The 15263-nt window shown below is 74.2% G+C and carries 9 protein-coding genes and 1 pseudogene; 1 reads left to right on the forward strand and 9 read right to left on the reverse strand.

The window, feature by feature from the left end:
• Nucleotides 1-52: 52 nt before the first annotated feature.
• Nucleotides 53-1444, forward strand: a complete 1392-nt coding sequence (locus AB4Z02_RS15640) for a lytic murein transglycosylase (protein ID WP_441972055.1) — start codon at nt 53-55, stop codon at nt 1442-1444.
• 70 nt (nt 1445-1514) lie between these two features.
• On the opposite strand, the gene AB4Z02_RS15645 is transcribed toward AB4Z02_RS15640, so the two are convergent.
• The 9 genes and pseudogenes from AB4Z02_RS15645 to AB4Z02_RS15685 all read right to left on the reverse strand — a co-directional run.
• The gene (locus tag AB4Z02_RS15645; protein ID WP_441972057.1) at nt 1515-3050 is read right to left on the reverse strand and encodes a phosphotransferase family protein; all 1536 of its coding nucleotides are present in this window, start codon (nt 3048-3050) and stop codon (nt 1515-1517) included.
• Complete coding sequence (locus AB4Z02_RS15650; protein ID WP_441972059.1) at nt 3047-6352, reverse strand: ABC transporter transmembrane domain-containing protein; 3306 nt, start codon at nt 6350-6352, stop codon at nt 3047-3049. Before AB4Z02_RS15650 ends, AB4Z02_RS15645 begins: the two co-directional genes overlap by 4 nt.
• Entirely contained in the window at nt 6349-7725 is a 1377-nt protein-coding gene (locus AB4Z02_RS15655; protein ID WP_441972061.1) for a phosphotransferase family protein, read from the reverse strand. Before AB4Z02_RS15655 ends, AB4Z02_RS15650 begins: the two co-directional genes overlap by 4 nt.
• Entirely contained in the window at nt 7722-8999 is a 1278-nt protein-coding gene (locus AB4Z02_RS15660) for a glycosyltransferase (protein WP_441972062.1), read from the reverse strand. Before AB4Z02_RS15660 ends, AB4Z02_RS15655 begins: the two co-directional genes overlap by 4 nt.
• Complete coding sequence (locus tag AB4Z02_RS15665; RefSeq protein ID WP_441972064.1) at nt 8984-11254, reverse strand: phosphotransferase; 2271 nt, start codon at nt 11252-11254, stop codon at nt 8984-8986. The genes AB4Z02_RS15660 and AB4Z02_RS15665 overlap by 16 nt, the downstream gene beginning before the upstream one ends.
• Nucleotides 11251-12558: a phosphotransferase family protein gene (locus tag AB4Z02_RS15670; protein ID WP_441972066.1), complete on the reverse strand. Its 1308-nt coding sequence runs from the start codon at nt 12556-12558 to the stop codon at nt 11251-11253. The genes AB4Z02_RS15665 and AB4Z02_RS15670 overlap by 4 nt, the downstream gene beginning before the upstream one ends.
• 2 nt (nt 12559-12560) lie before the next feature.
• The gene (locus AB4Z02_RS15675; RefSeq protein ID WP_441972068.1) at nt 12561-13826 is read right to left on the reverse strand and encodes a glycosyltransferase family protein; all 1266 of its coding nucleotides are present in this window, start codon (nt 13824-13826) and stop codon (nt 12561-12563) included.
• Between the two features lie 2 nt (nt 13827-13828).
• Entirely contained in the window at nt 13829-14836 is a 1008-nt protein-coding gene (locus AB4Z02_RS15680) for an NAD-dependent epimerase/dehydratase family protein (protein ID WP_082590492.1), read from the reverse strand.
• A gap of 271 nt (nt 14837-15107) precedes the next feature.
• A pseudogene (locus AB4Z02_RS15685) lies at nt 15108-15263 on the reverse strand (inositol-3-phosphate synthase); the annotation flags it as partial.

The following is a 15263-nucleotide window of genomic DNA, read 5'->3' on the forward strand; positions in this document are numbered from 1 at the left end:
ACGTCTTTCGGCGGTAGGTCTGGCTGTCCTCGGGGGCGAGGCTGGACGGGCCATGCGACTTCCCACCTTCCTCGTCATCGCCGCGGCCACGGCTGTGGTGGCGGCCTGCGGCGCGTCCGGTCCGGACGAGCCGCAGGGCTCCCCGCAGCCCGTGCACCCGCTGGGGACGTCGGTCGACGACGGCCGGGCGGCGTTCGACGACCTCAGCTCGGGCGCGCTGAGCACCGAGGGACGCAGCGTCAACGTGTCCGTGGCCGGCCAGATCGCCCACCCGCCGGCGCTCGGCGCCACCCTCGGCGCACCGGGGCCGGGGCCGGTCCAGGTCGCCCTCGTCGACGCGTACCTCGGTGCCGTCCGTGGCGCACCGCCGGCGTGCCGGCTGCGTGCCGAGGTCCTGGCGGCCATCGCCCAGGTCGAGTCCGGGTCCGCGGGTGGGCAGTCCCTCAGCGGCCACCGCGTCGTCCCGGGCGTGTACGGGCCGCTGCTGTCGGGTGGGCGGCTCGCCCGGGTGCCCGACACCGACGGTGGGCTCCTCGACGGCAACACGCAGTGGGACCGCGCCGTGGGGCCGATGCAGTTCGTCCCCAGCGCCTGGGCCGACTTCGGGACCGACGGCGACGGCGACGGCAAGGCCGACCCGCAGAACGTCTACGACTCGGTCGTGTCGGCCTCGCTCTACCTCTGTGCCGGTGGGCGCGACCTGGCACAGCCGACCGAGCTCGCCGCTGCGATCGTGTCCTACAACCACTCCGGGCCCTACCTGCTGGCGGTGCTCGACTGGATCGACTACTTCGACACCCACGGACTGGTCGCCATCGGCCCGGTCTCGGCCCCCGTCCTCAGCCACGGCCCCACGGCCCCGATGAAGTCCGAGCCGGCGACGGTGACCCCCGAGGTCGTCACGCGGGCCGTCGCCAAGGCCGCGACCCTCCCGGTGGCCCCGCCACCACCGCCGCCGGCGATCCTGCCGGGGACGAGGACGCCTGCTCCGCGCCCGAGCACCAGCAGGCCGCCCGGGCCGACGACCACCCCCTCGACGTCCCCCCAGCCGACCACCACGACACCGGACCCGACCACCACGACGCCCGATCCCACGACGACCACACCTGACCCGACCACGACCACTCCGGACCCCACGACGACCACGCCGGACCCGACCACCACCACTCCGGACCCCACGACCACGACACCCGATCCCACGACCACGACACCCGATCCGACCACCACCACACCCGATCCCACGACGACGACGCCGGACCCGACGACGACCACGCCGGACCCCACGACGACGACGCCGGACCCGACGACGACCACGCCGGATCCCACGACGACGACACCGGACCCGACCACCACGACGTCGGACCCGACCACCACCACACCGGACCCGACCACCACGACGTCGGATCCCACGACGACCACGCCAGACCCCACGACCACGACGTGACGACCACCAGCTCGTCGACCGGGGTCCAGCCCCGCTGAGTCCGGGTCATCGCAGTCCGGGTGCCACCGCCTCAGCCGGTGGGCGGCGCCCCGTCGGTCAGGGCGCGGACCCGGTGCTGCAGCAGGGTGAGCCGCGGCCCCACGCGCGCGAGCCGCACCTTGGTCCACGCGTGCAGCAGCCCGGTGAGCAGGTCACAGGTCTCCCAGAGCAGGACCCGCTCCCGCGACACCCCCGACTCGGCTGCGTAGCCACTCACGAAGTCCTCGCACAGGCTGTCGACGAGGGCGAGGTGCGACCGCAGCGCCGGACCCGACAGCCGCTGACCCGTGAACGCCATCGAGCTGATCCCGATGTCCCTCAGCTTGGCGGTGAACCGGCCGAGGTCGAGGGCGGGTTCGGCCATCGCGGCGCCGTCGAAGTCGATGAACCCCACCGAGCCCTCGTGCAAGAGCACCTGCGCCGGCCTGAAGTCGTGGTGGGACGGCACCACGGCCGGGCCGGGCTGCGGGTCACCTGCGAGCTGCTCCACGCGCGACAGCAGCGGCTCGGCCGCACCGCCGAGCCCGGGCACCGTCACGGACAGCCTGCCCACCACCTCCCGGATCTCCGCGACCTCGTCGGCCAGCGTGGCCGTGCGCCCGTACTCCGCGCCGGACCGGTGCAGGGCGGCCAGGCCGCGCCCGGTCGCGGCGAGCGCCACGCGCAGGCTCGCCAGCGTGTCCTGGTCCCCGCCGGCGAAGGCGCGGCGGGCCAGCTCCTTGAGGGTGAGGTCCTCGGGCACCGGACCCTGCACGAGGATCCGCTCCTCGGGCAGGAACGCCAGCGGCTCGGCCAGCTCGACGACTCCCCTCCACGCCCCCTGCCGCGCCCACAGCGCGGTCATGGCCGCCCAGGCGGTCTGTCCCTTGTCGCCCTGGTGGGTCTTGAGGACCACCGTGGTCGGGGGCGACGAGGCCACGGTGTCCGCGTACGTCACACCGACGACCACGGTGCAGCGGCTGCCGGGCTTGTACCGCACCACCACGGGGTCGCACGAGGCGATGACGGCGTCCGGGTGGCCGGCCCGGCGCAGGACGAGTTGGAGCAGACGAGTGGTGTCCGGCGCGTGGGTGAGCACGGTGAGCGCGGGCAGCGCGGGGTCGCCGGCCTCGCTGCGCAGCCGCAGTCGCAGGTCGGGCAACCAGCACGACCACTCCCCGGCCGCGCCGTCAGGGTCGCCGTCGGTGTGCCTGTCACGGTCGACGTCGGTGTGCGTGTCACGGTCACCGTCAGAGACGAAGGCACCGTCGCCGACTTCCGGCCCGGTGGGCTGGTGCCGCGGCGGGACGAGCTCACCGACGAGCACGACGTCCCGCTCAGCCTCCCCCTCCCGGACCGTCACCCGGTACCGCGCGACCCAGGTGCCGTCCTTGGCGCGCAACCGCTCCGGGCGACACGCGGTCACCGACGCGAGCACCACGCCGTGGTCGGCGCGCAGCGCCGGGGCGTGGTGCTGCAGGCTCGCGGTCACGCGCTCGCCGTCCATCGCGGCAGCCAGCCAGTCGGGCAGCGTGGAGAACGCCTCCAGTGGTGCGACGACGCGCTCGCGGTCGGGGACGACGGTCACAGGTCCGCCCTCCCACCAGGGCTCGACTCGAGCAGCGACAGGGCCAGCGCGAGGCGGTGCTCCTTGAGCTGACGGCAGGCATTGAGGGCGCTGCGTGTCAGCGAAGCGCTGCGGTAGAAGGCGATTCGCTCCGACGCCGCGGCAGCCGTCGCGGTCCGGCGGTCCACGACACCGTACGCGTCGAGGAAGGAACGAACCAGGTCGCGCACCAGCGCACGGCCAGCCTGACCGCCGTACCGTGACGCGAGGAGCTCGAGGTGCGCGGTGAACCGACCCAGGTCCAGCGCAGCGTCGGCCCAGCACACCGTGTCCAGGTCGACCAGGGCGGCGGCGCCTCCGTCGAGCAGCACCTGCGCGGGGGTGAAGTCACCGTGCGACAGCACCACGGCAGGGGACTCGGGTGGTTCCACCAGCAGTGCCGCGCTGCTCGCCAGGACCTGGTGCGCGGTCCCGGGCCAGCAGCCGGCCACGAGCTCGAGGTCGCGGCGCAGCACCTCCTGCTCGGCGCGGGCCGTGTGCACGGGCGCGGTGGCGACGTCACTGCCGTGCAGCACCGCGAGGGCCTCCCCCGCAGCCCGTACCGCTGTGCGCAGCGCCTCGGTGTCCCGCCAGTGGTCGGCCGTCAGGGGGGTGGACAGGACCGAGGCGAGCAGAGCCGGGATGGCGGGCTCACCCCCGAGCGCCTGCGTGACCAGCAGCCTCAGCCGGGGCGCGTACAGGGTCGGCCGGGGGAAGCGTCCGTCCCGGCCCGCCGGGCTCTCACCGAGCGCTCGCAGGAGGCCCTCGATCGCCTCGCCGCGGCGCGGGTCCGGGTAGACCTTGCCGTAGAGGGTCCGGCCCGTGCCGTCCGCGACCTCCCTGCGGTCCGCGGTGTCCGTGCCGTCCCGGCCGTTCGTGCCGCCCGGGATGCCGTAGCGCAGGACGCACGGTCCGGTGCGGGGGTGGTGCACCACCTCGACACTCGGCGCCGCCCCGCCGGGGTGGCTCCCCGCGAGCGTGGCGACCGTCCGCGGGCTCATCGCCTGCCGGAGCGTCGRCAGGTCGGGGTCGCTGGGGAAGCCGTGCAGCGTGAGCGCCGCCTCGGGGAGCACCGCTGCAGGGACGGACCACGGGGAGTCCGCGGCACGACGCCCCAGCAGGGGACGCACCTGCCCGTCGAGGTAGGCCCGCGACGCCGCCGCGTCGTCGTGCACGCGGGCGAGGAGCACGTGGTCGGACACCACGCCGGCGGGGTCGGCCACCCGGACGGCGTACCTCAGGGAGCAGCTGCCGTCCTCGCGCAGCCAGAACGACCCGGCGGAGACGCTGCACGTGCGGTGGGTGCTGCCGACCAGCGACTCGCCGACCCGCTGCGCCACCAGGTCCTCGTCGAGCGCGAGGTGCAGCCCCGGCAGCCGGGACGCGAGCTCATCCGCCAGCTCGCTGTTGGCAGGGCCAGGGGGCAGCGCAGGACGACGGGCGGGAGGGCGGACCGAGGTCGTCGTCGCCGGTGCCACCGCGGCGCCCGACACCACCAGCCGGCCGTCGGACACGACCAGGACGCGGTCGGCGCACCTGACCAGGTCGGGGTCGTGGGAGATCACGATGGTGGTCGTGCCCCGAATGAGGTGGCGCAGGGCGTCGATGACGGTCTGCGCGGACTCCGTGTCGAGCCCGGTGGTCGGCTCGTCGAGGATGAGGATCGGGGCCCGCCGCATGAAGGCCCTGGCGATGGCGATGCGCTGGCGCTGCCCGCCGGACAGGGTCGAGCCCCGCTCGCCCAGCGCCGTCTCGTAGCCGTCCGGCAGCGCCATGATGAAGTCGTGGGCGTTGGCCATGCGCGCGGCTGCCTCGACGTCCTCCCGGCTGGGTGAGTCCACGCCGTACCCGATGTTCTCCGCCACGGTCCCGCTGAGCAGGATCGTGTCCTGGAGCACGAGGCTCACCTGCTGGCGCAGGGAGGCGAGGGTGAGGCTGCGCACGTCGAGCCCGTCGACGAGCACGGCCCCGGAGTCGGGGTCGTAGAGGCGCGGCACGAGCTGGGCGATGGTGCTCTTGCCGGCCCCGCTGGAGCCGACCAGGGCGACCACCTCGCCCGGCTCGACGTCGACGTCCACGTCGCGCAGGACCGGGGGTCGCGCGGTGGCGGCCGACCCGTCGGAGTGCTCCGCGGGGTACGTGAAGCTGACGTGCCGCAGGCTCAGCCTGCCCTGCAGCGGCGGCGCGGCGACGGCGTCCGGCCGGTCGGTGACGGTGACCTCGCGGTCGAGCAGGTCGTCGACGCGTTCCACGCTGGCGAAGACGTTGCCGATCTTGTACCACTCGCTGACGATCTTGCGGGCGGGCTTGAACATGTTCTGCAGCAACAGGATGAAGAGCACCAGCGTGCCGATCGTGATGAGGCCGTTGTCCACCAGCCACAGGCCCATCCAGATGACGCTGACGATCGCGACGGCCTCGATGAGTGCGATGACGAAGCTGAACTCCGCCTGGATGTTCGCTGCCCTGAGCGAGGCGAACATGCTCTGCCCGGTCTGCGCGGAGAACGTGTCGAGGTCGACGGTGCCGCGGCCGTGGCTCTGCACGAGGCGGATGGACGACAGCATCTCCTGGGCGGTCGACGCGAGGTCGCCCTCGCGGTCCCGCTGCGTCCGGGCGGCGGACTTGATCCGCCGCGAGTAGTGGTTGGACGCGAGGACGAGGAACGGGACGACGACCAGGGCGACCAGCGCGACGCTCCACGACTGCAGGAGCAGGAACACGAAGCTCCCGACCAGGACCATGAGGCTGCCGAGGATGTTGCTCAGGGACTTCACGACGAAGTCCTCGATGACGAGGACGTCGCCGGTCACGCGGGTGATGACGTCGCCGGTGCGCCGCTTGTCGTGGTAGCCGAGGGGCAGCCGCTGCAGGTGCGCGTACATCGTCACGCGGAGGCTGTAGCCCAGCGAACGGCCGCCGCGGGCCATGCAGATCTCGGTGAAGGAGTCGGCGGCGCTGTTGACGGCCGCGATGAGGATGACGGCGGAGGTCAGCAGGAAGATGGTGTCGTTGCGGACCGACCCCAGCACCGCCGGTGCTCCCAGGTAGTGCAGCTCCGGGCGCGCGCCCTGGAGGAAGTCGATGAGGTAGGCGATGGGGTACGGCTCGACGACGGCGGTGCCGGCCTCGAGGGCGAGCAGCACGAAGCCGAGCACGTAGACCCGGCGGCTGCCACTGAAGCGCCGGAAGAGCCGCACCGTGCGCCGGAGGTCGCTGGCCTGCGAGCGTTGCCTGCGCGCCGCCGTGGGGTTCGCGCCGGCTCCCCTGTCGACGGCCCTCACGGCCGTTCCCCGTCCAGGGCTCGCAGGCAACGCTGGGCCTCGTCGACCAGGAGCGCGGGGAACGGCGACCGGGGAGACCGGGCAAAGGCCCGCAGCGCCTTGCGCTCGAGGGCGACCGCGACGTGCCACCGGATCCGGGGCAGCTGGTCCACGGGACCGCCGGCCCGCAGGTAGCCCTCGAGCAACGCCCTCGAGAGGGCCTCCATCTCCTCGTCCTGGGGCGGACGACCCGCCAGGCGTGACCTGACCGCCTGCTGCCGGAGCGACGCGATGAAGGTGCCGGCGTCCACCGCCTGGTCGGCGGTCCCGAGGTGGTCGAGGTCGAGGAGGACCACACGGTCGCCCCGGAGCAGGAGCTGGCCGGGCTTGAAGTCACCGTGGACCGGACCCGTACGCGGTGGAGCCAGTGTGCGGAGCACCTCGACGAGCCGGTCGGCCAGCGCGCCCATCGACTCCCCCAGCTGCGGCCGCACCGCGGCGACCCGCTCCGACCGCTGCGCGAAGCGCAGGAGCTCCGCCTCGACGGGCCGCTGCCGGCCCGTGGGCAGGGACAGGTCGTGCAGCTCGGCGAGGGCGGCCCCGGCGCGCGCGGCCCCCGTGACGGTCGTCGCGGTGACGGGGTGCCGGCTTCCCAGCAGGTCGTCGAGGGCGAGCCCCCTCACCGCCTCCTGGAACACCACGCCGAGGCAGGGTGCTGACCCGACGGGCGGGGCGAACGCCAGGAGTCCTGCGCCGCGGCCGCCCCGGCACGACGCCTGGCTGGCAGCCGTGACCTGCACCGCCTCCGTCGCCACGGCCGTCGCCTTGGCGTCGTCGTGGTACGCCTTGGCGACGAGCGGGCCGTCGAGGCCGGGGTGGCGAAGACGCGCCGTCAGCCGCTTCCCCGGGCGGTAGCGCAGGATGTCGATGGCCAGCCGCTCCGGATGGCCCAGCAGGGGCCGGCCGGTCCCGCCGAGCACCGAGGCGAGCTCCGGGCCGAGGTGGCGGGGGTCGGTGACGCGGGGAAGGGACGGCAGGTCCGGGTCGAGGGGGAAGGGCGAGAGGCTGACGCCGGGCTCGACGACGAGCCCGGCCGACGGCGTGGCAGCACCCACGCCGAGCAGGTCGCCACGGACCAGCCGCCCACCGCACTCGTACAGGACGACCGCTCGCACCCCGGGCTCGAGCTTGGCGTCGAGGACGTGGCACGGACCACCGAGGCCGACCGTCGCCAGCCGTGGGCCCATGGTCGTGGCGGACAGCGCCTCCGAGAACCGGTCGAGCAGTGGGCGTTCGAGAGCCGACCGGTCGGGGACTGGCCCGTCGAGGGTGGCGAACCGGTCAAGGGTGGCAGCCCGGTCCTGGCGTGGCCGGCCAAGGTCCGTGGCGCTCATGGACCCGCCTCCCCCTGCCACCCGACGTCCCCGGCGAAGACCTCGCGCAGCCGGAGGGCCGCCTCATCCACGTCGTACGACTCCTCGACGGTGATCCGTGCAGCGCACCCCAGCCGGGCACGGAGCGAAGGTTCCACCACCAGTCGTTCGAGCGAGTCAGCCACTCCCGCAACATCTTTCGCCCCGACGAGCAGGCCGTTGGCGCCGTCCGTCACCAGCTCGGGGATCCCGCCCACGGCAGTGGTGACGACGGGCAGCCCGCAGGCCATCGCCTCCACGAGGACGTTGGGTATGCCGTCCCGGTCGCCGTCGTCGGTCACCCGCGGGGTGAGGACGAACGCGTCCGCGGCTGCCAGCGCGGCGGCCACCTCGTCGCTGGTGCGCGCACCCATCAGGGTGACGACGTCGGCCAGCCCGAGTGACTCCCGCAGCTCCAGGAGCCGTGCACGCAGCGGCCCGTCGCCATAAAGGCGCAGGCACAGGCGCACCCCTCGGTGACCGAGCAGGGCGATCGCCCGCAGCAGGTCCTCGAACCCCTTCTTCTCCACCAGCCGTCCGACGGACACGACGGTCGGCACCTCGGGTGCGGGGGGTCGCGGCGGGCCTGCCCTGAACCGGTCGAGCTCCACGCCGTGGTGCACCACCAGCAGCGGTGGCAGGTCCGACGCCGCGACCGAGTGCCGGATGTGGCGAGCGTTCGCCTCGCAGCAGGTCACCACGGCACGGGCAGCCCGGGCACGGGTGGCCAGGCTGCTCGGCGGGATCTGGTAGAGGTCCCTGGCGTGCGCGGTGAAGGTGAACCCGAGGCCGGTGAGGCGGGCGACCAGCAGCCCGACGAGCGCGGGGTCGTGGGCGAAGTGCGCGTGCACGTGCGACGCCCGTCCTTGGGGGCCCTGGGCCCGCACGACGTGGGCGGCGACCTCGCTCGCGTGGGCGAAGCACGCGAGCGTTGAGCAGTCGCCGTACCCCGCGGCGAGCCCCGGGTGACGAAGCGCGAACCACGCGGTGCCGAGGTACGTGCGCGGGTGACGCCTCAACAGCGACAACGCATCTCGCGCGTTGGCAGCTGCGTGGCGTCGGCCCGTGCCGCGCAGGTGGACGACGTCCGCGCGCACCTTCGCGACCTCCGGCTGCACCAGCGACTCCCCCGAGCGCACCAGGCTGTAGACGCTGAGGCCCACCCCCAGCCGCTCCAGGGCCAGGACCTCGTTGACCACGAAGGTCTGCGAGAGCCTGGGCCAGCTGCGCACGATGTAGATCACTCGCCCAGCCATGCCAGCCCCCGCGTCACGGCCCGGGCCGCGCCGGCTCGACGCTCGTCCTCAGTGGCACCGCGGCACGGCCCGCTGCCGAGCGCCCACTGCCGTGCGATCTTCAACCAGGCGTACGCCGCGTAGCCGGCCAGCGACTCACCCGGGGACCAGCCGGAGGCCTGCGCGTACTCCGCGACGAAGGCCTGTGGCAGCCGCACGTCACGACGGTCCGGCCCGAAGGCCTCGAGGTAGGCGCAGAAGTGCGCGACGTCCATGGCCGGGTCGCCCTGGCGCGCCTCGTCGAGGTCGATGACCGTGGTGGTGGCGTCCTCGACGAGGACGTGCCCGGGGTGGAAGTCCTTGTGCAGCGGGGCATCCGGACCGGTGGTGGGCGCCACTTCCGACCACCCCCTAGCGACACGGGCCGCCGCCTCGGCCAGCGGTGGGTACGCCGCTCCGACGACGTCCGACCACACACGGCTGTTCGCCCGCTCCCGGGACAGCGACCAGCCCCGGGGCAGCACCACGTCGCAGGTGTGCAGGCGGGCGAGCCAGAGCGCGGCGCCGCGCAGGCCGCGCAGCACCTCCGCCCGGTCCCGCAGCCGGTCCAGGGGCGTGCCCGGTGCCGCCCGGTACACCACGAGCCCCCGCTCGGGCACCAGGCCGAGTGGCTCCGGCACCCTGAGGCCGTCCGCGGCGAAGGGCCCTTGGGACAGGATGCTCAGGTGCTCGTGGAGCAGCCGCGCCCGGTGGGGTTCGGCGAACGCCTTGGCCACGACCGTGGTGGGCCGCGACCGCTCGAGCCCACGGACGGTGTAGCGGGCCACGGCGCGACGACCGGCCACCACGGACAGCTGCTCGGCGGACTCGACCGACAGCCGCGCACCGGCGGAAGAGCCACGGCGCAGGACGACCTCCTCCAGCAGACGGGCCATCCCGGGTGCGTCGAGGAGGTCGGTGGCACCGAGGAGACCTCCAGCGCGGCGGACACCATCGGCACCGCGGACACCGTCGGCGCCGGGGGCACCATCGGCGCCGGGGGCACCATCGGCGCCGGGGGCACCCGTGGCGGGCGCAGGTCCGGAGGGGACACGTCGCAGGTCCTCGGCCGCCTCGACCAGCCCGGCGGTCGACGGCCACCACGAGGTCTCGAGCCGGCGGAACCTGCGGGCTGCGCACTGGAGCAGCGCGACGGCGCACCACCAGCGCAGCGAATCGGGGTCGACCGAGCCCGCGACGTCCTCGTAGCCAGCCAGGAAGGAGGAACTCGCCTCGACCAGGGCCGGACGGCGTCCAGGGCCACGCAGGCCCGCCCACGTGAGGTGCGCCAGCATGGTGCCGAGGTCCCGTGCAGGGTCGCAGCAGCAGACCCCCTCCACGTCCAGGAGGGTGAGGTGGCCGTCGTCGCCGACGACGACCTGTCCCGCGCGGAAGGCGCCGTGGGCCAGTCTCCTCACGGGGCTCGAGGGGAGGTGGTGGCGCAGCCCCTGCACGACGACGTCGCACCGCTCGGCGAGACCGGGAGCCGCGCAGCGCATGGCCGTCAGCTCCTCCTCCACCAGCCCGAGCCGGTTGGTCGGCGTCGCGCTCGGGGCCATGGGGTGGCCCTGGCGGTGGAACCGGGCCAGCAGCACGCCGAGCTCGCGGCCCAGGGCTGCCGCCACGGCGGCGTCGAGGTCCGGGTCGCCCAGCACCGCCGAGGCCGACCTGCCGGGGGCTGCGGTCACCAGGACCGCCCCGAGGTCGGACCACACCCCCATCACGTGGGGCACCGTCCCCGCCAGCTCCCGTGCCCGCGAGACGGTGACCGTCGTCCTGGCCGCCCTCGAGAAGTCCCGGGACGAGAACACCTTGGCGTACACGCATACCGGACCGCTCCGCGTCTCGGCGCCGTAGCGCAGCACGCACCGAGAGCCGGCCCGGTAGCGCACCGGGTCGACCGACCAGGTCGCCGGACCCAGGACGTCCGCCAGCCGCTCGGCAACCACCGACGGGTCGCTCGCTCCGGCCAGCCCCGGCATCGACGGGTCCTCACGGAAGTCCCGCTCGGACCAGCCCTCGGTGGAGACGGTCCCGTCCCTGTAGGTGTACGTGCCCTGCGACTCCTGTGCCCGGTAGGCGAGCCGAGCGCCCACACCGGGGGTCCAAGAGGCGTCGTCGAGCTCGCCGCGGGCCCGGACGACGTGGTCCAGCGCCGTCTCCAGGTGCCGGAGAGCGGGGTCGAGGCCCACCAGCCGGCGCACGGGGAGGTCGCCCACGGTCACGACGGAGGTCACCACGGCACCGTCCCGGCCGAGGCCGCGGCAGAGGCCACCTGGGCCTCCACCCGCGCGGACCAGTCCCGCTCGTGCAGCACGCACCGGCGAGCCGCGAACCTCAGCTGGTAGAGCGGGACCAGGGCGGCTGCGCGCGACCAGCGGTCCTCGGCGCCCGGCCCGTAGCCGTCGCGGAAGGCGGTGAGCAGGCCCGCCGCGCCGCCCAACCGGCCCGGGCACCACCAGTGCAGGTCGGCGACGAGCTTCGCCAGGTCGGCTGCCGGGTCGCCGAGTCCGGCACGGTCCAGGTCGAGGACGCGCAGGACGTCGCCGGTGAGGACGTTGTCCGCCTTGAGGTCGCCGTGCACCAGGGTCGGGGTGCCCGGTGGTGTGCTCGTGAGGGCGGTGGCGACGGCCGACAGCAGCGCGTCCACGAGCTGCCCGACCGCGGGGAGCAGCACGCTGACGTGCTGGGCCGCGCGCCGGGTCGCAGCGACCTCGGCGGCGACGTCCGGTGAGGACAGGAGGGCGCCGCATGCCTGGAGGTGCTCGGCCGTCGCCGTGTCGTCGTGCAGCAGCCGTAGCGCCTGCCCCAGCAGGGAGACCTGCGCGGTGCTCTCCGGACTGCGCCGCGCCAGGCCCCGCGACAGGAGCGAGCCGGGCGCCAGCGCCCACAGCGAAGCGGCGTCCGAGGGGACCCAGCCGAGAGGCACCGCGGCGCCGACGCGCGGGCACCTGAACCGCAGCAGCGCCCCCACTGCGCGTGCCACCACCACGGCGCGCTCGCCGGAGTGGTCCCGGTCGGTCTTGACGACGACCCCGGGCCTGCCGCCGACGGAGGTCAGGCCCAGGACGTGCCGCTCCCCCGGGCGGTAGCGGATGGTGTGGAGGCGCAGCCCGTCCCTGCGCGGTTCGTGGAGCGGTCCGCCCACCTCGGCAACCGCGCGGGCCAGGTGGTCGGCGTCCGCCAGCCTCGCCAGCTGCGGCATGGCGGGGTCGGCCGGGGACACGAGCACGGAGACCGGGGGCCCGTCAGGTCCGTCGTGGTCGGCCGTCGTGGGGCGCCACGTCGCCGCCACGTGGATCGGCCCCCGGTCCGTGCCGAGGAGGTAGTAGGCGCTCAGCCTGCGTCCCGGCTTGAACGTGCTGCGCAGCACCTCGAGCCTCCCGGACGGACGACCGGGCGTCACGTCCCCCAGGGCGTCGGCGAACCCGTGCCGCCAGGGGTCCAGGACCAGGCGCCGTACCGGCTCCTCACCTCGCGCGCCCGACAGCACCTCGTCCAGGTGAGACGGCGCTGGTTCGGTGGGGTGTACGGCCAGCACGGCTAGGCCTCGCTCGCGAGGGGTACGGGTGCGGGGAGCGCCTCCTCGGGGCCCGCCTGCACCTCCTCGGCGGGGGTCGCCGTCGTGGCCCGGCCCGCGAGGATGTGCGCGACGGCTCGCTCCCTGCCCCCCAGGTCCGGGGGGCACGCGCCCCCGGGCGCGGGGGCGGCCAGGGCGCGGTCCATCGCCTCGGCGAGCCGGCTGGGCTCGAGGTGCTCGGGCTCCAGCCAGTGGACCCACCCCCGCTCGGCGAACGCCTTGGCGCGAAGCCGCTGCTCCGCGCTCGGACCCGACCTCGGGACGAGCAGTGCCTTCGCCCGCAGGCTCAGGATCTCGGCGGAGGTGTTGTACCCCGCCATCGCCACGACCAGGTCCGCCGCACCGAGGTAGTCGAGGGAGTTCCCCACGCTCGCGCGGAGCACCACCGGCAGGCCCGCCGCCAGTGCCTTGAGCCGGTTGCGCTGCGCCGCCCGCAGGAAGGGTCCCGTGATGACCACCACCACGCACTCGCGCCCGGCGTCGAGGCGCGGCAGGGCTCGCAGGACCGTCTCGAAGAGCGGGTAGCCGTCCGCCCCGCCGCCCGCCATCGCCACGACGAGCGCTGCACCCGGGCGGTCGCGGAGCAGCCGGTTGCGCACGGTCCGGCCGACTGCCCTCGGCGCAGGCGCGCAGACGTAGCCGCAGTAGCGCAGTCGCGGCTCCAGCTCCGCCGGCCAGTCGTACTGCGCCGCGACGTCGAAGACGTCGTTCGACCCGTACACCAGCACGTCGTCGTAGAAGCGCTCCACGGCGTCGAAGGCGCCCTCCAGGTGCCACCGCTGCCGGGTGGTGGCCGGCGCGTCGAGGATGTCCCGCAGGCCCAGGACCGTCCGCACGCCTCGACGCTCGACCGCCTCGAGGGCCGGCACCAGCTCTCCCATGGCGCCGTGGGGCATGTGGTCGACGAGCAGGACGTCGGGCGAGAAGCCGATGGCCGTGCTCTTGATGACCTCCTTGCGCAGGGCCAGCACCTCGGCGAACGACATCGTCAGCGACACGGGCCGCCAGCTCCCGGGCCCCACCTTCACGACCGACGGCAGCTTCAGGTGCTCGTGGCCGGCCCCGGTGACGAAGAAGTGCCCCAGTGGGGAGTCACAGATGGTGAGGACGCTCGCGTCGGGTTCGGCGGCGAGGAACTGCCGGGCCAGGAGCGTGGTCCGGCGCTGGTGACCGAGGCCGAGCCCGTCCTGGGAGTAGATCAGCAGCCTGGGCCCGTCGTCGTGTCCCATGGTCAGGCACTGACGCTGGGGCGCAGCCCGGAGGTGGACGCCGTGGGTTGCTGTCGGAGGGCGAGGTGCCACTGGAGCTGTCGGCGCAGGCCCGTGGGCAGGTCGGTGGTCGCGCCCCAGCCCAGGAGGGAACGCGTGGTGGCGGTGTCGCCCATGGTGCGTGGGACGTCACCGCGCCGCTCCTCACGGTGGTGCAGGGACGCGCCGGCGACACCGAGCAGCTCGTGGAGGCACTCGATGAGGCCGGCCACCGTGACCGGGTTGCCGTTGGCCACGTCCAGGACGGTGGCCGGCGGCAGGTCCGCCGTCAGCGCTCGCACCGTCGCGGCCACGATGTCCCCGACGTAGGTGAAGTCCCGCGCCTGGCTGCCGTCGCCGAAGACGGTGAGCGGCACGCCGTCGAGCAGCGCCTCGATGAACCGGTGGGCTGCCATGTCGGGCCGTTGGCGGGGGCCGTAGACCGAGAAGTACCGCAGCGACACCGTGGGCACCCCGTACGCCACCGCGTACGCACCGACGAGCGCCTCGGCGGCCAGCTTGCTCACACCGTACGGGCTGAAGGGCCGGGGCTCGGACCGGCCCTGCGGGGCACCGGCATCGGCCCCGTACACCGAGGAGCTGGAGGCGTAGACGAAGCGCCGCACCGGGTGGCCGCACGCCACCTCCAGGAGCCGCTGTGTGGCCAGGAGGTTGCGGTCGACGTACCGGGCGAAGGACGGCCCCCAGGACGCGGACACCCCCGGTTCGCCGGCCAGGTGGACGATCGCGCCCACTCCCTCGAGCGCCGGCGCCAGGTCGGCGGTGAGCAGGTCCTCCTCGACGAGGTCGAACCCGGGGCAGGCCAGCAGGGGGACCAGGTTGAGGCGCTTGCGCGCCGGGTCGTAGAAGTCGGTGAGGGCGTCCAGGCCGCGGACCCGGTACCCCCTCCTGAGGAGCGCCTCGCAGAGGTGGCTCCCGATGAAGCCGGCCGCGCCGGTCACCAGGATGGCTTCGTCGTCACCGCGTCCCATGATGGTCCCCCTTCACCCCCGCCTGGGTGGGGCGGGCGATGAACCACTCGCTGTGCCTTCCAGATTCGCACCGGCGCGGCGCCTGAACTTCCGCCCAAAGTCGTAAAAAGCGGGAGTCCTCCCCTACGTCAGGCGGACGACCTCGCACCTCCCCGCCCCGCCTCCGGACCCCACCCACCCGGAGCGCACGAAGGGGCACCTCCGGGCCGGGAGGTGCCCCTTCGTCGTACGGGGGTGGTGCAGGGTATGGCTCGGTGCTCCAGCCGCGCGTTCAGTGGTCTTCGGTGCCGGCGATGAAGGCCTCGAGCTTGGCGCGGCCCTCGGTGTCCTCGCGCTGCACGGGCGGGGACTTCATCAGGTAGGACGACGCGGACAGCAGCGCGCCGCCGATGCCGCGGTCCTTGGCGATCTTCGCGGCGCGGATGGC

Origin of the sequence: Pedococcus sp. 2YAF34 (assembly GCF_052114585.1) — a bacterium.
Lineage (GTDB): Bacteria > Actinomycetota > Actinomycetes > Actinomycetales > Dermatophilaceae > Pedococcus.

Bases quoted from the DNA above. Each gene is read 5' to 3' on its own strand.
- AB4Z02_RS15660 (WP_441972062.1), bottom strand. From the start codon at position 8,999: ATGGCTGGGCGAGTGATCTACATCGTGCGCAGCTGGCCCAGGCTCTCG.
- AB4Z02_RS15640 (WP_441972055.1), top strand. From the start codon at position 53: ATGCGACTTCCCACCTTCCTCGTCATCGCCGCGGCCACGGCTGTGGTG.
- AB4Z02_RS15680 (WP_082590492.1), bottom strand. From the start codon at position 14,836: ATGGGACGCGGTGACGACGAAGCCATCCTGGTGACCGGCGCGGCCGGC.
- AB4Z02_RS15655 (WP_441972061.1), bottom strand. From the start codon at position 7,725: ATGAGCGCCACGGACCTTGGCCGGCCACGCCAGGACCGGGCTGCCACC.
- AB4Z02_RS15675 (WP_441972068.1), bottom strand. From the start codon at position 13,826: ATGGGACACGACGACGGGCCCAGGCTGCTGATCTACTCCCAGGACGGG.